Genomic DNA, 16308 nt, shown 5'->3' with positions numbered 1-16308 from the left:
CGCCTGCGGCTTTATAAACGCGTCCGCCCACGGCCAGATTTAGTCGGACGTTTTTTGCAGTAAATCCGGATTCAGCAGGGCGTCGAATTCTCCGAATCTGGTTTTTGATACAGCAATATAGACGTTATTTGTCACAATTTTTTTCCTGCCAACGCAAATCGTCATCCGATCCGGGCGGAAAGACTCCAGCAGCCCGCCGCCGGAAATCGCGTCAAATGGGATCAGCCGGAAATTCAGGCCGTCCTTTGGCGGTATCATTCCCGCAACCACCGGTTCGTAGATCACTGTCACCGGATCGCCGGAAAACGGTTCCCTTAAGGAATTTCCCGTGTCCACCCGCGCGGTGCAGTCACAAGTTTTTCCACCGCAGTCAACTACAATCCGGCAGTTCAGATTTTTCGGCATTTGCCGCCCTGTGATGCGCTGAAACAGGCGAATGAAACCGTAACATAAAACAGTTAATACAATTAACGCAAGCGGCGAAATATTAAAATAAACGACTGAATTTCGAATCATCAAGCCCTGAGGAGCAAAAAAATACCACAAAACCAGCATGAAGCCGGCAAAAGCAAAACTGATTAAATAAAAAGCAACCGTCTGGCGAATCAATTCCCGAAGGCCCCGGAATCCGAACGCCGCGGCAACGATGCTCAGGGACATCATCAGCTTGAAAAGCAGAGACAAAACCGGATTGATTTCCGGCAACAAGATCGTCAGGGAATAAGCCGCGCCAAGAAAAGCCGCTGCCATAAGGCGTTTCCGTTTTGCAGGAAGCGAAAGAAATTTAGAAACACAAAGCAACAGCAGATAATTGATGAACAAATTCACACCGACCAGAATATCTATGTATATGGTTTGCTTCAAGAAGTTCTCCCCCTGTCGGATTAAACTCAATTATAGACTCTCCTGTCCGCTGTTTCTGTCAAATCTTGTTTCACTGCAGGCAATCCGTCATATTTTATCTCTCTCCGAGCATATAAAAAGATAAAATAATTTTTTATTTCTGTTCCTGTAATATACATCAATATATTGTTACATAATATCTATTATTTATTGTTTTTATACTACATATTGCGTTTATTAATTAAAAAAATTGAAGTTGACAATTTTTGTACGTTTCAGTATAATAACATACGTTGTCGTTGCTCAAATACGCAGTATGGCTCGGTAGTTCAGCTGGTTAGAACGCTAGCCTGTCACGCTAGAGGTCGTCGGTTCGATCCCGATCCGAGTCGCCAATGCTGCTATGGCTCAGTTGGCAGAGCACGTCCTTGGTAAGGACGAGGTCACGCGTTCGAATCGCGTTAGCAGCTCCAAAGCAAAAGTCCAGCCACTCCTGAAAAACTCAGGTTTGGCGGGACTTTTTCATGTGTTTTGTTCTAAAGTCGCATCGTGCTTACGAGGATTACTGTGTCAAATAATATCGCATAATAAAAAAAACATAGCCTTGTTGCTAACAATTTGCTTACAAAATTAAAAAGGCCTTTCGGCCGTCAAAAGACAGCCGGAAGGTTTTTAAGATTTCGTCCATTCGCATCCGCCGGAAATCATCTCTGCAATTTCTTCCAGCGCACGCGCGTCTTCATCGCTGAACCGCTTTAAAACCGGGCTGTCAATATCGAGCACACCGACCACTCCATCCTTGATGCGGAGAGGGATCACCAGTTCGGACGCCGAATCGGAATCGCAAGCGATGTGCCCCTCAAAACGATGCACATCCGCAACCACCTGTGTTTTATTCTTCGCGGCTGCCGTACCGCACACTCCCTTTCCAAAAGGGATGTGGATGCAGGCCGTCTTTCCCTGAAACGGCCCGAGCAGAAGCTCTCCGTTCACAAGCCGATAGAAACCTACCCAGTTGATGTTCGGCAGAGCACCGTTCAGCAAAGCTGCCGCATTCGCAAGATTAGCGACCCAATCCGTTTCCCCATCCAAAAGGACTTCCATCTGCTGTTTCAGCAGCTTGTACCGGCCGGCGGGGTTTTCCGGGTAAATTGATTTCACAAGTTCCATCCAAAATTTCCTCCGAATATCAGAATGTTTACAGTATAGCAGAAAACCGGCAAAACGCAAAGTTCCCGGAGCTGTCCCCGGGAGTTCACGGATATAACCATTTTTCAGGATTATGTTCAAGCACTGCTTCTTCCGCATATTATATGGAAAAGGAGTTGAATGATCATGCCAATGGGATTTTTTCCATTTGTTTGGAATACACCTTGTAACAGGCAGCCACGCCAAAAAATGAAGCCTTCTGCGACGATGTCCGCACAGTCACCGATGCCGCAGCGTCCTCCTGCTCCGAAGTCACCGGTACAGAAACAGAAATACGGGGCTTGTCCTCCAGTCCGCAATTTGCCGCATAAGCAGGAAGGGATCCGCTCTGCGGCCCCGTCGCCGGTTTTTAAAAGACCAGCCGTACAAACGGCCAATCCCTATGCAAAGAAACATCCCAATCAGCAAATATCCGGAAAAAAGCACTGATCCCTTTCTGCCGCATCGTTTAAATCAATGAAAGAACGGCCATACTAAAAGGTGCGAGGTGAGGAGCAGTTGTTCCGGACCCTCCCGGGGAGCGTACAATGGGGTGCGCTCCTTATTTTTATAAAAAGCCCGTCTTTCTGGCTGCTATTTTAGCTTCCGCCTATTCCCGTGAGCCATATTGACAAGCTGAGTCTACTTGTCATAGTATATAAAGCTCAATGAAAAGGAGGTGCAATTCATGTCATGCTATCGCCGTTTCAGGGAAGATGGCACCAACGATTCCAATTTTGAAAACGCAATTGAAAGCCTTGCTTCCAATGAAAATCTTACTGAAGCCGTTTCCGATCTGAAAAATCTGGCAAATGCCGACCTGAGCGCGCTGAACGATCAAGAATTATGCAGACTTTTCCGCTTCCTTAGCTGCTATTTCTGCAGAAGATAACTCTCTGCTTTTAATATTCAGGCAGTTCCCGGCAGCTTTGCCGGGAACTGTTCTTTATGAAATGAATTGGACGTGCTATACTTTAATCGAGGTGATTCAAGATGGTATTAAAACATGAACCGGAACGAATATTTTTTCTGGATCAAGCCGGGAAAACGGTTGCGGAAGTAACCTTTCCTCAGATTCGGAAAGGAGTTGTAGACATAAACCACACCTTTGTTGACGATTCCCTATGCGGTCAGGGAATCGCTTCCCGCTTAATGGAAGCAGTTGCCAAGTCGCTTCGTAAAGATGGGAAACAAGCTGTCTTAACCTGTTCATACGCAAAGAAGTGGTTTTCCAGCCACAAAGACTATTCGGATATTCAACTGAACCAGCCCTAATGGTTTTTCAGAGACCAGGGGGCGCCTTGCCCGTTCTTTTTTGAAAAAGGTATTATCTTTCACGATTCGTTCTTAACCAAATATTAAGTCTTTCATATTATGTACTAAACAATTTATAGAAACGAATTACTGTACAGATGGGAGATTGTAATATGTATAACGGGACAAATCCAAATGAATATTACACATATTTTCAAAACCAGTTAAACGGTCAAGGAAATTTTTGTGGTTTTAACCCGGATCCAAATTTTGCCGGAGCAAATCAGGAAGCCTTCAGAGGCAACAGATGCTGCTGCTGTATTGGACCGACGGGGCCGACAGGCCCAACCGGTTCCATCATAGGCATTCTCGGCCCGACAGGGCCTACCGGCCCAACGGGGCCTACCGGCGCAACCGGACCAACCGGCCTTCTCGGCCCAACGGGACCGACCGGACCGACGGGAGACACCGGCCCAACGGGACCGGCTGGAGTTCTGGCCGGGATTCAGGCACAGCTGGTGGGAAGCTCCGGCGCAACTTTGGCAAGCGGCGCGAACGTGCTCTTCGATTCTCTTCTCAACACGTCCAGCCCATCCATCACCTATGCGGCCGCAACAGGTATTTTCACCGTTTCGGCTCCGGGCACTTTTCTGGTCAACTGGTGGGTCTCCGTCGACGGAACCGCTGGTCCGGCGTCCGTTGCCTTTGCGTTGAGACTAAACGGATTGACCGATATCCCGAGCACCATGCCTGCCACCACCGGACAGATTTCCGGAAGCGCACTTGTCACAATCGGAACGACGCCGTCTACTTTGGCACTGGTAAACACGACGGGGGCGGCTGTTCTCTACGGAGCCGTCACGCCGCAGGCAAACATCGTCATTTCCCAGGTGATTTAATATTCAGAGCATATCAATGGGGCTGTTGCAAAATGGATTTGCATAGCTAACTGTACAAATAAACAGCCCTGAAAGCAAGAAAATGCGCCTTGAGACGGCTTTAGAAGCCTAGTCAAAGCGCATTTTCTGTGCATTTTTTACGACGAGGCTATTTTGCAGCAGCCCCTTTTTTAAGTTTGCCGTCTGTTCTAGAAAAACATTATTCTTCTTAAGTCAAGGTTGATACCCATTTTACCCGAAGAATTAAAACCACCGAAATCACCGCGGCCATGTAATTGGAAAAAAGATTTCCCCAAAAAACCGAATAATACTGCAGCGACTGTTCCGTAGCCAGAATAAACAAATATCTTAAAAGCCAGATGCGAAGAATGCCGAGAAAGAGCGGAACCGTTGTTTTGCCAAGACCAATGAACGCCCCCTGAACCGCCATGCAGACACCGAACCCGACGACGGAGTACGTGTAGATGTGCAGAGCCCGGTTCGCAATGTCAAGGACATCGGCCCTTTGGGTAAACAGGATGGTAAGATGGGATGAAAGCGGTACGATCACCGCGATAATCGCAAGGGCGGTCATGGCGCTTGCCACACACCCCACCCGGCAGGAGCGTTTCGCATTCTCGGGCTGCGCCGCCCCGATATTGATGCTGACCATCGTCGTCACGGCGGAACCGAATGCCGCCGGAAGGTTAAAACAAACCGCCGTTATATTGTTGGCAATGCCCTGGCCATTCAAAACAACGGCGCCGTATTTCTGCGTTTCGTTGTTAATCAGGAAAAATCCCAGATTCATCATCAGGCTTGCGAGCATGGCCGGAATCCCGATTCTGACGAGCTGGATGATCAAATCCCGGTCGAAACGGAACCCGCGAAGCGACAGCTTGTCCTCTCCGTTCTTGATAAACAGCTCATAAAACATCCAGACGCAAATCAGGATGTTGGAAAAAAGCGAAGAAAGAATACAGCCCACAATTCCCAGACGAAGCATTACGATAAAGACAATGTTAAATAGAATTTTCAGGACCAGTAAAAGCACCATACGGATAAACGTGGCTTCCGGCTTACCCGTCGCGTTTTTAATCGCGTTGTAAATACTCTCCAGAAAAGAAAACGGCAAAACAAACGCATAAAGACTGATGTAAAGAAATACATTATGCGAAATTTCCGGGTCGACGTTCGCGGAGACCGGAAATGCCGCCAAGGCCGATAACGGCGCGGCGCAGATTCCTATAATGGAAGCAAATGCTACCACCTGCACGGAGATATGCCGGACCTTGCTAAAGTCACCCTGGCCGTTTGCCTGGCCGATCACCGCCATTGCCGCCACGCTGATCCCCTGCGCCAGCGCCACCATCATATTGATGACCGGCTCGCTGTATGTAACGGCGCTTGCCACCAGCGTACCCGCCGCGTTATTGATAAAAAGTCCGTCCGACAAAGGAAGCATCGCCTGAATGACGCTCATCATCAGCGTGGGCATAGACAGCATCAAGAGGGTTTGTAAAATGTTTCCGTGAAGAATTCGTTCCCTTCGCTGCTCGGTACCCTGATGTAAAAAATCGAGATTCAAAATTTTCCTCTTTCTATTTCTATATTAAAATTTTAGCAGATCCGATGCTTGATCAATCAACCGGGCGGCCCGCAAGCCGCCCGGTCCGTTTTTTAAAACTGAGGTACTCTTCCCAAACAGGACAGCACAATACCAAGGGAATCATACGGAATCATAAAGGTTACAATTCCGGATGCATAAGGGGCAATTTCATACTGCTGGTAATAGATTGTCACCCCGTCGGGAGTCAGATAGTAATTTTCAGGATTAAAATATTTCAGGATCAGATGTTTGTAATCATCAAAATAAATGCCGGGGTTTTGCCGCATGTTTTCTTCCGCCTGCCTGAGTATTTTGGAGGCAACTACACGGCGGTAATTTTGACCCGGTGCGAAAAAATGGGACAGCGAAAATCTTCTTCCGCTTTTCAGGCTGAAGGTATCGGAAGCCCTGATTGTATTGCCATGAGCACCGCCCGTAAACTCATACCGGTCTCGGTATGAGCTGAGATAACAGTCCTGGTTCAGCGTTATTTCATATTTCATCACCGCGTCGTATGTTCTGAACGGATAATCATGCTCCTGCGCACTGTGATAGTCCCTGACTGCCTGCCGGTACAGGGTCGCCGCCGCATACCGGGAAAACTCCGCCCCCTGCTGCCGGAACCGGGAATTGATTCTGGCCTGGGCGTTTGGATTTTCCCTGAGTCGAATTTCCGGATACTGGGCAGCCAGAGTAAGAACTACGGTACCGCGGTAAGAAAACTCCCGATTGTTTTCCTGAAAGGTTACCTCGGCGCTGCTGTTGGGTAAATTCATGTTGATCCCTCCCGCTTTATTCTATGATCCGATTTGACATTTCAGAAAAGGGTTTTACGGGAGAGAGTAAATTTATGTATAATAATTTAAACGTTATATTCCGTTAACAATATTATTCGGTCTTTTTCCCTGTGCCGCCAGAAACAGATTATTCCAGATATTCCGGTGCAGCCTGTAGAAAACATCGTCCGTCGTGCCGCCGATATGCGGGGAAAACAAAACCCGGTACCGACAGCTGTCGCTCAGATTCAGCAGCGGATTTTCGAGAGTTGCGGGTTCCGGATCAAGCGTGTCGAGTCCGGCTCCGGCAATACTTCCGTCTTCCAACGCCTGCGCCAATGCGTTCTGATCAACAATTTCTCCTCTGGCCGTGTTAATCAGAAACGCGGAGGGCTTCATCTTCTTCAAAAAATCGCCGTCTACAAATCCAATCGTATCCGGCGTTACCGGCAAATGGAGGCTGATAATGTCGCAGGAAGCTGCCAGCTCGTCCAGCGGAAGATACTCAGCGCCAAAATCATTTTCCTCTTGCTCGCTCAGACGGCGCCTGCTGAAATAGCTTACTTTCGAACCAAAAGCCGCAAGACGTTTGGCGGTCGCTCTGCCGATACTGCCAAAACCGACAATTCCAACATGGCAGGATGCGAGTTCCGGTATTCCGTTAAGAATAAAGGGAATTTTCGCCTGCCCCTGTTTACCCTGCCTTACCAGGCTGTCCCCCTCCCGAAGCCGGCGAAGAAGAGCAAGCATCAGTAAAATGGCCTGTTCCGCTACCGCTCCGCTGTTCAGAGAAGCATTATTGCAGACGTAAACACCGGCTTTCCTTGCAGCCTGCGTGTCGATCCCGTTAAAGCCGACTCCCTCCGAGTGAATCACCCGCAGATTCGGCATATTCTCAATCAGATTGCGGGAAACGGGGCTGACGGCATCAACGATGATAAAATCCGCGGTCTTTCCAATCCGAAGAGCCTCTTCCTCCCGATAGACGCTGTCAAGATATAGCAGCTCCCAGTTGTTTGGAATTTTTGAAAAATCCGTGTATTTTTCAATCCGCTTTTGGGAGGTGAGCACCAACACTTTCATTTTTGTCCCTTTCCAAACAGTCTTCTTAATTTAAAATACGCGCCGGCACTTCTGCCCGCGCGGTAAAAATGGACTAAAAAGCGCCGGAAAAATCCGGCTGCTCATACTATACTAGAATCTGTCCCATTTGACAATACCGGCAATGCTCATACTGGAAAATTATCTTAAAAATTTTTTTTGAATAAGGTATTGACATTACCGCCGCGTAAAGCTGTAAGATTTCTTTGAAAGGAGAAGAGCTGAATGGAATACAGCATACAAAAATTTGCAGGCCTATCCGGCATCAGCACACGCACTTTAAGATATTACGATGAAATCGGCCTGTTGAAACCGGAAAGACTGAGCTCTTCCGGTTACCGAATCTACGGTGATTCACAGGTAAGGCGCCTGCAGCAGATTCTGTTTTACCGAGAACTCGGCGTCAGTCTTGACGAAATCGGAAGGATCCTCGATTCGCCCGGATTCAACGCCGCCGAGGCGCTTCGCCGGCACCACGAGCTTCTCCTTCAACAGCGGGCCCGTCTGAATCTTTTAATTCACAACGTCGAAAAAACGCTTGCTTTTGAGAAAGGAGACATATTCATGGCAGACAAAGAGAAATTTGAAGGCTTTAAAAAGGAGCTGGTCGAGCAAAACGAACAGCGTTACGGCAAGGAGATCCGGGAAAAATACGGAGACGAGGCCTTTGACCAAAGCAACCAAAAAATGCTGGGTATGACGCAGGAACAATACGATCGGTTTCAGGCGTTGGAGCAGGAGCTGAACCGTGCTTTGCTGAAAGCCTTTCAGTCCGGCGACCCGGCGGGAGAAACCGCGCAGCATGCGGCCGACCTGCATCGGAGGTGGCTTTCCTACACCTGGAATCATTATACCCCGGAAGCCCACGCGGGCCTGGTTCAAATGTATGTGGAGGACCCGCGGTTCACCGCATATTATGATCGGCTGCAGCCGGGTCTTGCAAAATTTCTGAAGGACGCGGTAACAATCTATCTGAGCACCTGAAAAAGCATAACGAACAGAGCCGCCCGTAACGAATCGCCCTCAAGAAACCGGGGCATTCATTTTCGGACGGCTCCACTTTTTCAGAGTAAGGATTATACGCGACGAAAAATCGTGCGAAGTTCCCGAGCAGCCGAGGTGATATCCGGCTCAGCAAGAATAGCCGAAACCACCGCGAGGCCGTCGACTCCCGTGCCGCAAAACCGCGCGGCGTTCTGAGGGCCGATTCCCCCGATTGCCACGATCGGAATGATCACGGCGCGCCGGATTTCCGCGAGCGTTTCCATAGACCTTCCTCTATTTTATTTTTCGGAACAAAATTCCACTTTCTGCCCATCAAGAATCAGATTAGTGGTCCGTACGGCGCACATTTTTCCGCACATGGAGCAGGTATGACGATCAGCGGGCGGTGTGCTTTCAAAATACCGCTTCGCTTTCTCGCCGTCGATTGCAATACGGAAAATCTCATCCCAGTCCATATTCTTACGCGCCATCGCCATTTGACTGTCGCGCTCCCGCGCGTTGGGGATTCCCTTTGCAACGTCCGCGGCGTGCGCCGCGATCAGGCTTGCGACGATTCCCTCTTTCACATCGTCCAGATCCGGCAGGCGCAGGTGTTCCGCCGGAGTTACATAACAGAGAAAATCAGCACCCGCGCAGGCGGCGATCGCCCCCCCGATCGCCGCCGTAATGTGGTCGTAGCCGGGCGCGATATCCGTTACCAACGGCCCCAGGACATAAAACGGCGCACCGTGGCACAGGCGTTTTTCCAGCGCCATGTTGGCGGCGATCTCGTTCATTGCCATGTGGCCCGGACCTTCCACCAACACCTGCACGTCCTTTTTCCAGGCGCGCTCGGTCAAATGGCCGATTTCAATCAGCTCGGCGATCTGCCCGGCGTCGGTGCTGTCATCCAGGCAGCCCGGCCTTAACGCGTCGCCGAGTGAGATCGTCACATCGTATTCGCGCAGGATGTCAAGGACCTCGTCGTAATATTCAAAAAACGGATTTTCATTTCCCGTCATTTCCATCCACGCGAAAAGCAGCGAACCGCCCCGGGAAACAATATTCATTTTTCGCCCCTGCCTGCGGAACGATTCAACCGCCCGCCTGTTGATGCCGGCATGGATCGTCATGAAATCCACACCCTCCTTTGCGTGAGCCTCAACCACTTTCAAAAAATCCTGAGCGGTGATTTCCAGCAGGTCCTTTTCAAGATATCCGACCGCGTCGTAAACGGGAACCGTGCCGATCATCGCCGGGGACTCTGCAATCAGCTTCCGGCGGAATTCCCGGGTCTTTCCGTAATTGCTCAAGTCCATGATCGCCTGAGCGCCGAACCGGGCCGCAAGCTCCGCTTTTTGCAATTCAACCGCGTAATTTTTGCAATCGCCCGATACCCCGAGGTTCACGTTGATTTTTGTGGAAAGCCCCTCCCCGACTCCTTCCGGGGAAAGCGCCATATGGCCGATATTCGCCGGAATCACGACGCGTCCCGAAGCGACCTTTGTCAGAAGCTTTTCCGGTTCCATCCTCTCTTTTTCGGCGACCCTTTTTAATTCTTCCGTTATAATTCCTTTTTTAGCTGCTTCCATCTGTGTTTTGTAATTTTTCATCCTCTGATCCCTTTCATGAAGTAAAAATGATTGGTCGGTCCGTGGCCTTTTCCGATCGGCAGCGCATGCTCGATCGCCCCGGTCACATATTCCTTCGCCTCGCGGACCGCTTCCGGTACGCTTAGGCCCAGCGCCAGATTAGCCGCAATGGCGGAGGACAGCGTGCATCCCGTGCCGTGCGTGTTTTTTGTTTCGATCCTTTTGTGTGTAAAGGTGTAAAACCGGCCGCCGTCAAACAGCAGGTCCTCCGCTTCACCGGAAAGATGCCCCCCCTTCAGCAGGATATTTTCCGCGCCCATTTGGAACATCAGCTTTGCGGCAGCACGGCGATCCTCCGGCGTAATGATATTCCTTCCGGTAATGGCCTCCGCTTCCGGTATGTTCGGCGTCAAAACGCAGGCCAGAGGAAGGATCTCCTCTTTCAGGGTCCGGAGCGCCTCCGGCTGCATCAGGGCACAGCCTCCTTTTGCCAGCATCACGGGGTCGACGACCACCCCGCGAGGCCGGTATTGCTTCAGCTTCCGCGCTACAATACGCATCTGCTCCGTGCCGGAAAGCATCCCGATTTTTACGCCGTCAACCGCAATATCCTCAAATACTGCGTCAATCTGGTCTGCAACCGTGGACGGTGCCATGTCGCAGATCGAAATCACACGCTCCGTATTTTCCGCGACGACGGACACAATCACGCTCATGCCAAACGTGCCGTGCGCGGCAAAGGTTTTCAGATCCGCCTGAATTCCGGCTCCGCCGCTGCAATCGGAGCCCGCTATCGTCAGAAGATTTTTCATTTGGTTTCCTCCTTTTCTTAATCGTATCTTAAATTTGGGGTTTTGGATTCAAAAACGGGTTTCCGTCAAACAAAAATAGCCCACCGAAACCGGCGGGTTATTTTCTCTTTGCTCCCTACAACAGCGTTAACTGACAGGTTCAAAGGGTCAGGTTTTACCTTCTCAACTCTATATGAGTCCCCCCGCGATATTCAATTAAAAAGGCGCCCGCCAAAAGAGGCGAACGCCGATCAAACAATTTCACGTTCCCTACTCCGGTGTTAACCGACAGGTTCAAAGGGTCAGGTTTTACCTTCTCAACTCAGAGTGAGTTCCCCCCGTTTTCAATTTATTATATCTTTTTCCAAGTTTTCTGTCAATTTAATTTTTATTAAAGTTTATGCATTGCAAATTCAATAAATACTTATTGTTATATTCAGATTTTTTGGCATATTTTGTCATATGCAGCTTTTTCTGAAGTTAAGCGCAAATAAGCGTCCATTTATTTGCAAAGGCACAGCCTTTACTATTTACAGAAAAAAAGAATTTTAGCGGTTTCAAAAATAACTGTTTAAATCTTCCATCGGTTAGTGAATATTATTTCATTCTTGCTGGAATTATTCAGAATGGGACAAAATGAAGACGGTTTTTGGCTTAAATTCGTCCTTGACAATCAAAGGATGTTAAACTATACTTTTATTTAAATTCATAAATACTTTTAGCATTAGGCATTTTTAATCTTTCATGATGCAAATCCGGTAAGCTTCAAAGAAACAAATTACTTAATGAAACATGGGGAGTGGTCAAGAGACCGGGAGAAGGATACCCTCTCAAAAAAGAGGACAACAGTATGGGTTTTCAGCAGCCAAGCAATTCCATACATTAAGTATTGAAGTTAAAATTTGATGCCTTGCCTATTGCGACTCGATAGGCCAGTTCTCATACATTTGGAACGGTTTGCCGTTACATAATGCACATCATGCATTCGAAATGCTCGGAAAATTCACGCATTGGGCATTTTCGGTGCGTTTTTATAAAAATTCTAGCAATGAATATTTATTAATTACCGTAATATTCTAGCCATGAAGATTTATTAAAGCGGCGGGCACATTCAGCGAAGAATGTACCTGCCGTTTCTAATAAATAAAAGGAAAAAAGGGGGATATATTTTGGGAGCATATGCCATTAAACGAATCGGTTATGCCTTACTGACAATTTTTTTCATATCTATTATCACATTTACTTTAATGAATTTGATACCTGGCGGGCCATTTCTGAGTGAAAAGAACATTCCGCCGGAAACCGTAAAGGCGCTGAATGTAAAATACGGACTTGACAAGCCTCTTCCCCAGCAGTATCTGAATTACATGGGAAAACTGATTACGGGCGATTTAGGCGACTCGTTAAAACAAAAGGGCCGTTCCGCAGATGATATTATCTTTACAGCTTTTCCAATTTCCGCCAAGCTCGGCGGCATTTCCATTTTGGTCGCGGTCATCTTGGGGGTCTTTATGGGCTCTGTTTCGGCGCTTAACAGAGGCAGGTTCTGGGATCGGCTGCTTATGGTAGTCTCAACGCTTGGAATCGCGGTTCCAAGTTTTGTCATGGCTGCTTTTCTAATGCTGGTTTTCGGGGTAAAGCTTCGCTGGCTGCCGACCATGGGCCTGCATTCTGTCACGGCCTTTATCATGCCGTGTGCCACCCTTGCGTTTTATCCGATGTCATATATTACAAGGCTGATGCGTTCCGGCATGCTGGACGCTCTGGATCAGGACTATATCCGTACGGCAAAATCAAAGGGCGTCGGAAAGTCCCTTCTGCTGTTCAAGCATGCCCTGCGCAACGCAGTGCTTCCGGTTATTACCTACCTCGGCCCAATGATCGCTTATACAGTAACAGGCAGTTTCGTCGTGGAAACCGTATTTAATATTCCCGGACTTGGGCGTGAATTTATTCAGTGCATCACTGCCCGCGATTATCCGTTGGTAATGAGCACGACCATTTTCCTTGCCGTCCTCATTGTCCTGATGAACTTAGTGGTCGATCTTAGTTACAAGCTGATTGATCCGCGCATTACACTTCAGTAAAGGGAGGACATGGAAATGGAAGCTTTTAAAAACCCGTTTTCCCTTCATTTGAACGCGGAGGATTTTCTTCCTGCGGCGGATGAGGAAAAACAGCAACTGATTATTATGAGAGAGAGCACGACATTTTGGAAGGATGCTTGGCGCAGGCTGACACATAATAAGGTGGCAATGGCTGCTTTCGTTGTGATTATTATCGCGATTCTTTTCGCTTTTGTCGCTCCCTCGTTTTATCCTTACGCTTACGACCAGCAAATTCGCGGAAGTGAATTTTTGCACCCCATGCAGTATTCCGCGAAAGAGCTGAAAGCCATTTCGGCGGGGCAAAGCGTTTTCCCGCATTTTCTGGGTACGGATATGCACGGCCGCGATATGGTGATCCGGCTGATGATGGGCACTAAGATTTCGCTGCTGGTCGGAATCATCGCCAGCATGCTGGTTTTACTGATCGGGACTGTCTATGGCGCAATTTCCGGCTTTTTCGGCGGCGTGGTCGATCTGGTGATGATGAGAATCGTCGACGTGATCTATTCGATTCCGGATATGCTGACGATTATCCTTCTTCAGGTTACGCTGAAAGCACCGCTGACCAATTTGTTCGACGCTCATCCGTCGCTTGGCTGGCTTCAGGCAATGGGTGTGCCGATGGTCAGTATCTTTTTGACATTCAGTCTGTTGTACTGGACCAACATGGCAAGAATCATCCGCGGGCAAATCATGGCTCTGAAAGAGCAGGAGTTCGTAACAGCCGCTCACGCGCTTGGCGCCTCTAACAGCCGAATCATTATTAAGCATTTGATTCCAAACTGTATCAGCGTTCTGATTGTTACCGCGACACTGGAAATTCCAAGGGCGATTTTTACGGAGGCATTCCTAAGCTTCCTTGGACTCGGCGTTATGAACCCCATGGCAAGCCTTGGTTCCCTCGCTTCCGATGCCATCGGCGGCATGGAATCGTACACGTACCTGCTTGTGGCGCCGGCGGTTGCCATCAGTTTGGTTATCCTCTCCTTCAATCTGTTCGGCGACGGCCTGCGGGATGCGTTTGATCCAAAACTGAAGGAGAATAAATGATGAAACAAGAACATTTGCTTGATATTAATGATCTAAAAGTATCTTTTTTCACCCCTGCCGGTGAAGTCAAAGCGGTAAACGGGGTAACCTATACGATGGATTACGGCGAGGTTTTGGGCATTGTCGGTGAATCCGGAAGCGGTAAAAGCGTTTCCGCCTACACTCTGACGGGTCTGGTCGACCGCCCGGGCAGAATTGTCGGCGGCAGCGTAAACTTTAACGGTCATCAGATTGAAAAGCTCCCCGAAAAGGAATTTCGCAAAATCCGCGGAAAAGAAGTCAGCCTGATCTTTCAGGACCCGATGACTTCTCTGAATCCCGTTTTTACCATCGGGAATCAGCTGGAAGAAATGCTTCGGCTGCACACCAGTAAAAACCGGGCGCAACGCCGCCAACGGGCGATTGAACTGCTGAATCTGGTCGGCGTCAACGAGCCTGAAAAACGGCTGAAGCAATATCCTCATGAATTTTCCGGCGGCATGCGTCAGCGCGTCATGATTGCCATGGCGCTGGCCTGCGAGCCAAAGCTGCTGATCGCCGATGAACCAACCACAGCGTTGGACGTAACCATTCAGGCTCAGATTATGGAATTGATGGTCGACCTGAAAAAGAAAATCGGAATGTCCGTTATGCTGATTACGCACGACCTCGGCGTCGTTTCCGATGTATGCGACCGAATTGCGGTCATGTACGCCGGGAAAATCGTAGAAATTGGAACCACAGACGAAATTTTTTATGAGCCGAAGCACTGCTATACCAACGGCCTGCTCCGCTCTATTCCAAAGATTAACGAGACGACTCACGAACGGTTGATTCCCATCGAGGGAACGCCGGTTGATTTGCTCAATCCTCCAGCGGGATGTCCGTTCGCCCCACGCTGCGAATCCTGCATGAAGATCTGTCTCAGACAAATGCCGGAATTCATACAGCATTCTGAAACCCATAAAAGCGCCTGCTGGCTGAATCAGAAAGCGCTGCTGGAAAAACAGGAAGGAGCAAACGGCGATGAGTGATAAATTGCTGGAAATCCAAAATTTGAAACAATACTTTCCTGTTAAAACAGGCACTTTCAGCAAAGGCTATGTACAGGCGGTCGACGACGTCAGCTTTTTTATCAACCGCGGCGAAACATTAGGCCTGGTTGGTGAAAGCGGATGCGGCAAAACAACGACAGGACGTACGATTTTAAGGCTTTATGAGCCTACCGACGGAAAAATCATTTACGACGGTGTCGATGTAACGCACGTTGATTTCAAGCCGTACCGCAGAAAGATGCAGATTGTGTTTCAGGATCCCTATGCTTCTCTGGATGCCCGCATGACGGTCGGCGATATTGTCGGCGAGGCAATCGACATTCACAATCTTGCTTCTTCAAAAGCGGAGCGCAAGGAAAAAATTCTGGCTCTGCTCAACCGAGTCGGGCTGAACAGCGAGCACGCAAACCGCTATCCTCATGAATTTTCCGGCGGTCAGCGCCAGAGGATCGGCATTGCGCGAGCGCTTGCGGTGAACCCTGAATTTATCGTCTGCGATGAGCCGATCTCCGCGTTGGATGTTTCGATTCAGGCGCAGGTGATTAATATGTTTGAAGATCTTCAGCAAGAGTTGGGTCTGACTTACCTTTTCATCGCGCATGATCTTGCCGTTGTCAAACACATCAGCAACCGCATCGGCGTGATGTACCTGGGCAAATTGGTGGAGCTGACAGACAGTAAGACTCTCTATTCAAACCCGCTTCACCCGTATACAAAAAGTCTTCTTTCGGCAATTCCGGTTCCGGATCCGAAATCGAGCCGCGAAAAACAGAGGATTGTGCTGGAAGGCGACATTCCAAGTCCGCTTCATCCGCCGACCGGCTGCCGTTTCCGCACCCGTTGCCCCTATGCGGTTCCGGAATGTGCCGAAGCGGTTCCCGAAATGAAGGAGTATGAACCCGGCCACTTTGCCGCGTGCCATAGAATTCAGGAGATTTAATTGGGCATTCAGTCTTGTTTGAGACGATCAGACAATCCGCCATGGGCAAAGGATTGATTCCGCAGTGCCAAAAGCAATTTTCTCTTTTTTAATTTTCTCTTACTTTGCCTTTCGGCATGATACTGTTTTATTCTTAGGGCGGACTGTTTTCTCACAACAG

At 48.9% G+C, this 16308-nt stretch carries 16 protein-coding genes, 2 tRNA genes and 1 riboswitch; of the genes, 10 read left to right on the top strand and 8 right to left on the bottom strand.

Translation table 11 applies throughout. From position 1 onward, the window contains the following. Positions 1–39: 39 nt before the first annotated feature. Positions 40–864 carry a sigma-E processing peptidase SpoIIGA gene (locus tag CAFE_RS11145; RefSeq protein ID WP_166525117.1) on the bottom strand — a complete coding sequence of 275 codons (825 nt, stop codon included), beginning with the start codon at positions 862–864 and terminating at the stop codon, positions 40–42. Between the two features lie 297 nt (positions 865–1161). On the opposite strand from CAFE_RS11145, the gene CAFE_RS11140 reads away from it, so the two are divergent. Together CAFE_RS11140 and CAFE_RS11135 are read left to right on the top strand one after the other, a co-directional pair. Next, positions 1162–1238: transfer RNA gene (locus CAFE_RS11140), tRNA-Asp, on the top strand. A gap of 2 nt (positions 1239–1240) precedes the next feature. Continuing rightward, positions 1241–1316 (top strand) — tRNA-Thr (locus CAFE_RS11135). A gap of 199 nt (positions 1317–1515) precedes the next feature. Here the strand turns inward: CAFE_RS11135 and CAFE_RS11130 are convergent. Next, positions 1516–2013: a GAF domain-containing protein gene (locus CAFE_RS11130; RefSeq protein ID WP_156990688.1), complete on the bottom strand. Its 498-nt coding sequence runs from the start codon at positions 2011–2013 to the stop codon at positions 1516–1518. Positions 2014–2719: 706 nt separating this feature from the next. Between CAFE_RS11130 and CAFE_RS11125 the strand changes: the two genes are divergently transcribed. From CAFE_RS11125 to CAFE_RS11115, 3 genes are all read left to right on the top strand, one after another. Further along, positions 2720–2923, top strand: a complete 204-nt coding sequence (locus CAFE_RS11125) for a hypothetical protein (protein WP_066643815.1) — start codon at positions 2720–2722, stop codon at positions 2921–2923. Positions 2924–3024: 101 nt separating this feature from the next. Beyond that, positions 3025–3306, top strand: coding sequence for a GNAT family N-acetyltransferase (locus tag CAFE_RS11120; protein WP_156990687.1), 282 nt, complete (start codon positions 3025–3027; stop codon positions 3304–3306). 152 nt (positions 3307–3458) lie between these two features. Next, complete coding sequence (locus CAFE_RS11115; protein ID WP_139104015.1) at positions 3459–4184, top strand: hypothetical protein; 726 nt, start codon at positions 3459–3461, stop codon at positions 4182–4184. A gap of 208 nt (positions 4185–4392) precedes the next feature. On the opposite strand, the gene CAFE_RS11110 is transcribed toward CAFE_RS11115, so the two are convergent. The 3 genes from CAFE_RS11110 to CAFE_RS11100 all read right to left on the bottom strand — a co-directional run bounded on the left by CAFE_RS11110 (position 4393) and on the right by CAFE_RS11100 (position 7631). Beyond that, positions 4393–5751, bottom strand: a complete 1359-nt coding sequence (locus tag CAFE_RS11110; protein ID WP_066644437.1) for an MATE family efflux transporter — start codon at positions 5749–5751, stop codon at positions 4393–4395. Between the two features lie 92 nt (positions 5752–5843). Next, positions 5844–6548, bottom strand: a complete 705-nt coding sequence (locus CAFE_RS11105; protein ID WP_066644432.1) for a DUF3298 and DUF4163 domain-containing protein — start codon at positions 6546–6548, stop codon at positions 5844–5846. Positions 6549–6641: 93 nt separating this feature from the next. Continuing rightward, a complete protein-coding gene (locus CAFE_RS11100; protein ID WP_156990686.1) occupies positions 6642–7631 on the bottom strand; it encodes a 2-hydroxyacid dehydrogenase in 990 nt (329 codons plus the stop codon). A 243-nt stretch (positions 7632–7874) separates the two neighbouring features. Between CAFE_RS11100 and CAFE_RS11095 the strand changes: the two genes are divergently transcribed. Continuing rightward, positions 7875–8633 (top strand): MerR family transcriptional regulator, encoded by a 759-nt coding sequence (locus CAFE_RS11095; protein ID WP_066644423.1) that lies wholly within the window; start codon positions 7875–7877, stop codon positions 8631–8633. A 92-nt stretch (positions 8634–8725) separates the two neighbouring features. Here CAFE_RS11095 and CAFE_RS11090 read toward each other — a convergent pair whose 3' ends face one another. Genes CAFE_RS11090 through thiD form a run of 3 tightly spaced genes read right to left on the bottom strand, consistent with a single transcriptional unit; the run spans position 8726 to position 11037 of the window. After that, on the bottom strand, positions 8726–8917 hold the full coding sequence (locus CAFE_RS11090; RefSeq protein ID WP_066644420.1) for a thiamine phosphate synthase: 192 nt from the start codon (positions 8915–8917) through the stop codon (positions 8726–8728). Between the two features lie 15 nt (positions 8918–8932). Next, positions 8933–10246, bottom strand: a complete 1314-nt coding sequence (gene thiC / locus CAFE_RS11085) for a phosphomethylpyrimidine synthase ThiC (protein WP_066644417.1) — start codon at positions 10244–10246, stop codon at positions 8933–8935. Beyond that, complete coding sequence (thiD, locus tag CAFE_RS11080; protein WP_066644415.1) at positions 10243–11037, bottom strand: bifunctional hydroxymethylpyrimidine kinase/phosphomethylpyrimidine kinase; 795 nt, start codon at positions 11035–11037, stop codon at positions 10243–10245. Before thiD ends, thiC begins: the two co-directional genes overlap by 4 nt. Positions 11038–11265: 228 nt before the next feature. Next, positions 11266–11365, bottom strand: a riboswitch (TPP riboswitch). Between the two features lie 820 nt (positions 11366–12185). On the opposite strand from thiD, the gene CAFE_RS11075 reads away from it, so the two are divergent. Genes CAFE_RS11075 through CAFE_RS11060 form a run of 4 tightly spaced genes read left to right on the top strand, consistent with a single transcriptional unit; the run spans position 12186 to position 16148 of the window. After that, positions 12186–13103, top strand: coding sequence for an ABC transporter permease (locus CAFE_RS11075; protein ID WP_166525116.1), 918 nt, complete (start codon positions 12186–12188; stop codon positions 13101–13103). 15 nt (positions 13104–13118) lie between these two features. Beyond that, complete coding sequence (locus CAFE_RS11070; protein ID WP_066644411.1) at positions 13119–14174, top strand: ABC transporter permease; 1056 nt, start codon at positions 13119–13121, stop codon at positions 14172–14174. After that, complete coding sequence (locus CAFE_RS11065; RefSeq protein ID WP_156990685.1) at positions 14171–15187, top strand: ABC transporter ATP-binding protein; 1017 nt, start codon at positions 14171–14173, stop codon at positions 15185–15187. The genes CAFE_RS11070 and CAFE_RS11065 overlap by 4 nt, the downstream gene beginning before the upstream one ends. Next, positions 15180–16148, top strand: coding sequence for an ABC transporter ATP-binding protein (locus CAFE_RS11060; protein WP_156990684.1), 969 nt, complete (start codon positions 15180–15182; stop codon positions 16146–16148). Before CAFE_RS11065 ends, CAFE_RS11060 begins: the two co-directional genes overlap by 8 nt. Positions 16149–16308 lie beyond the last annotated feature (160 nt).

The sequence above is a fragment of the Caproicibacter fermentans genome (assembly GCF_009746625.1).
GTDB classification, from domain to species: domain Bacteria; phylum Bacillota; class Clostridia; order Oscillospirales; family Acutalibacteraceae; genus Caproicibacter; species Caproicibacter fermentans.
The sequence above is the reverse complement of the archived record's forward strand: the minus strand, read 5'-3'. Positions and strand labels throughout refer to the sequence as shown.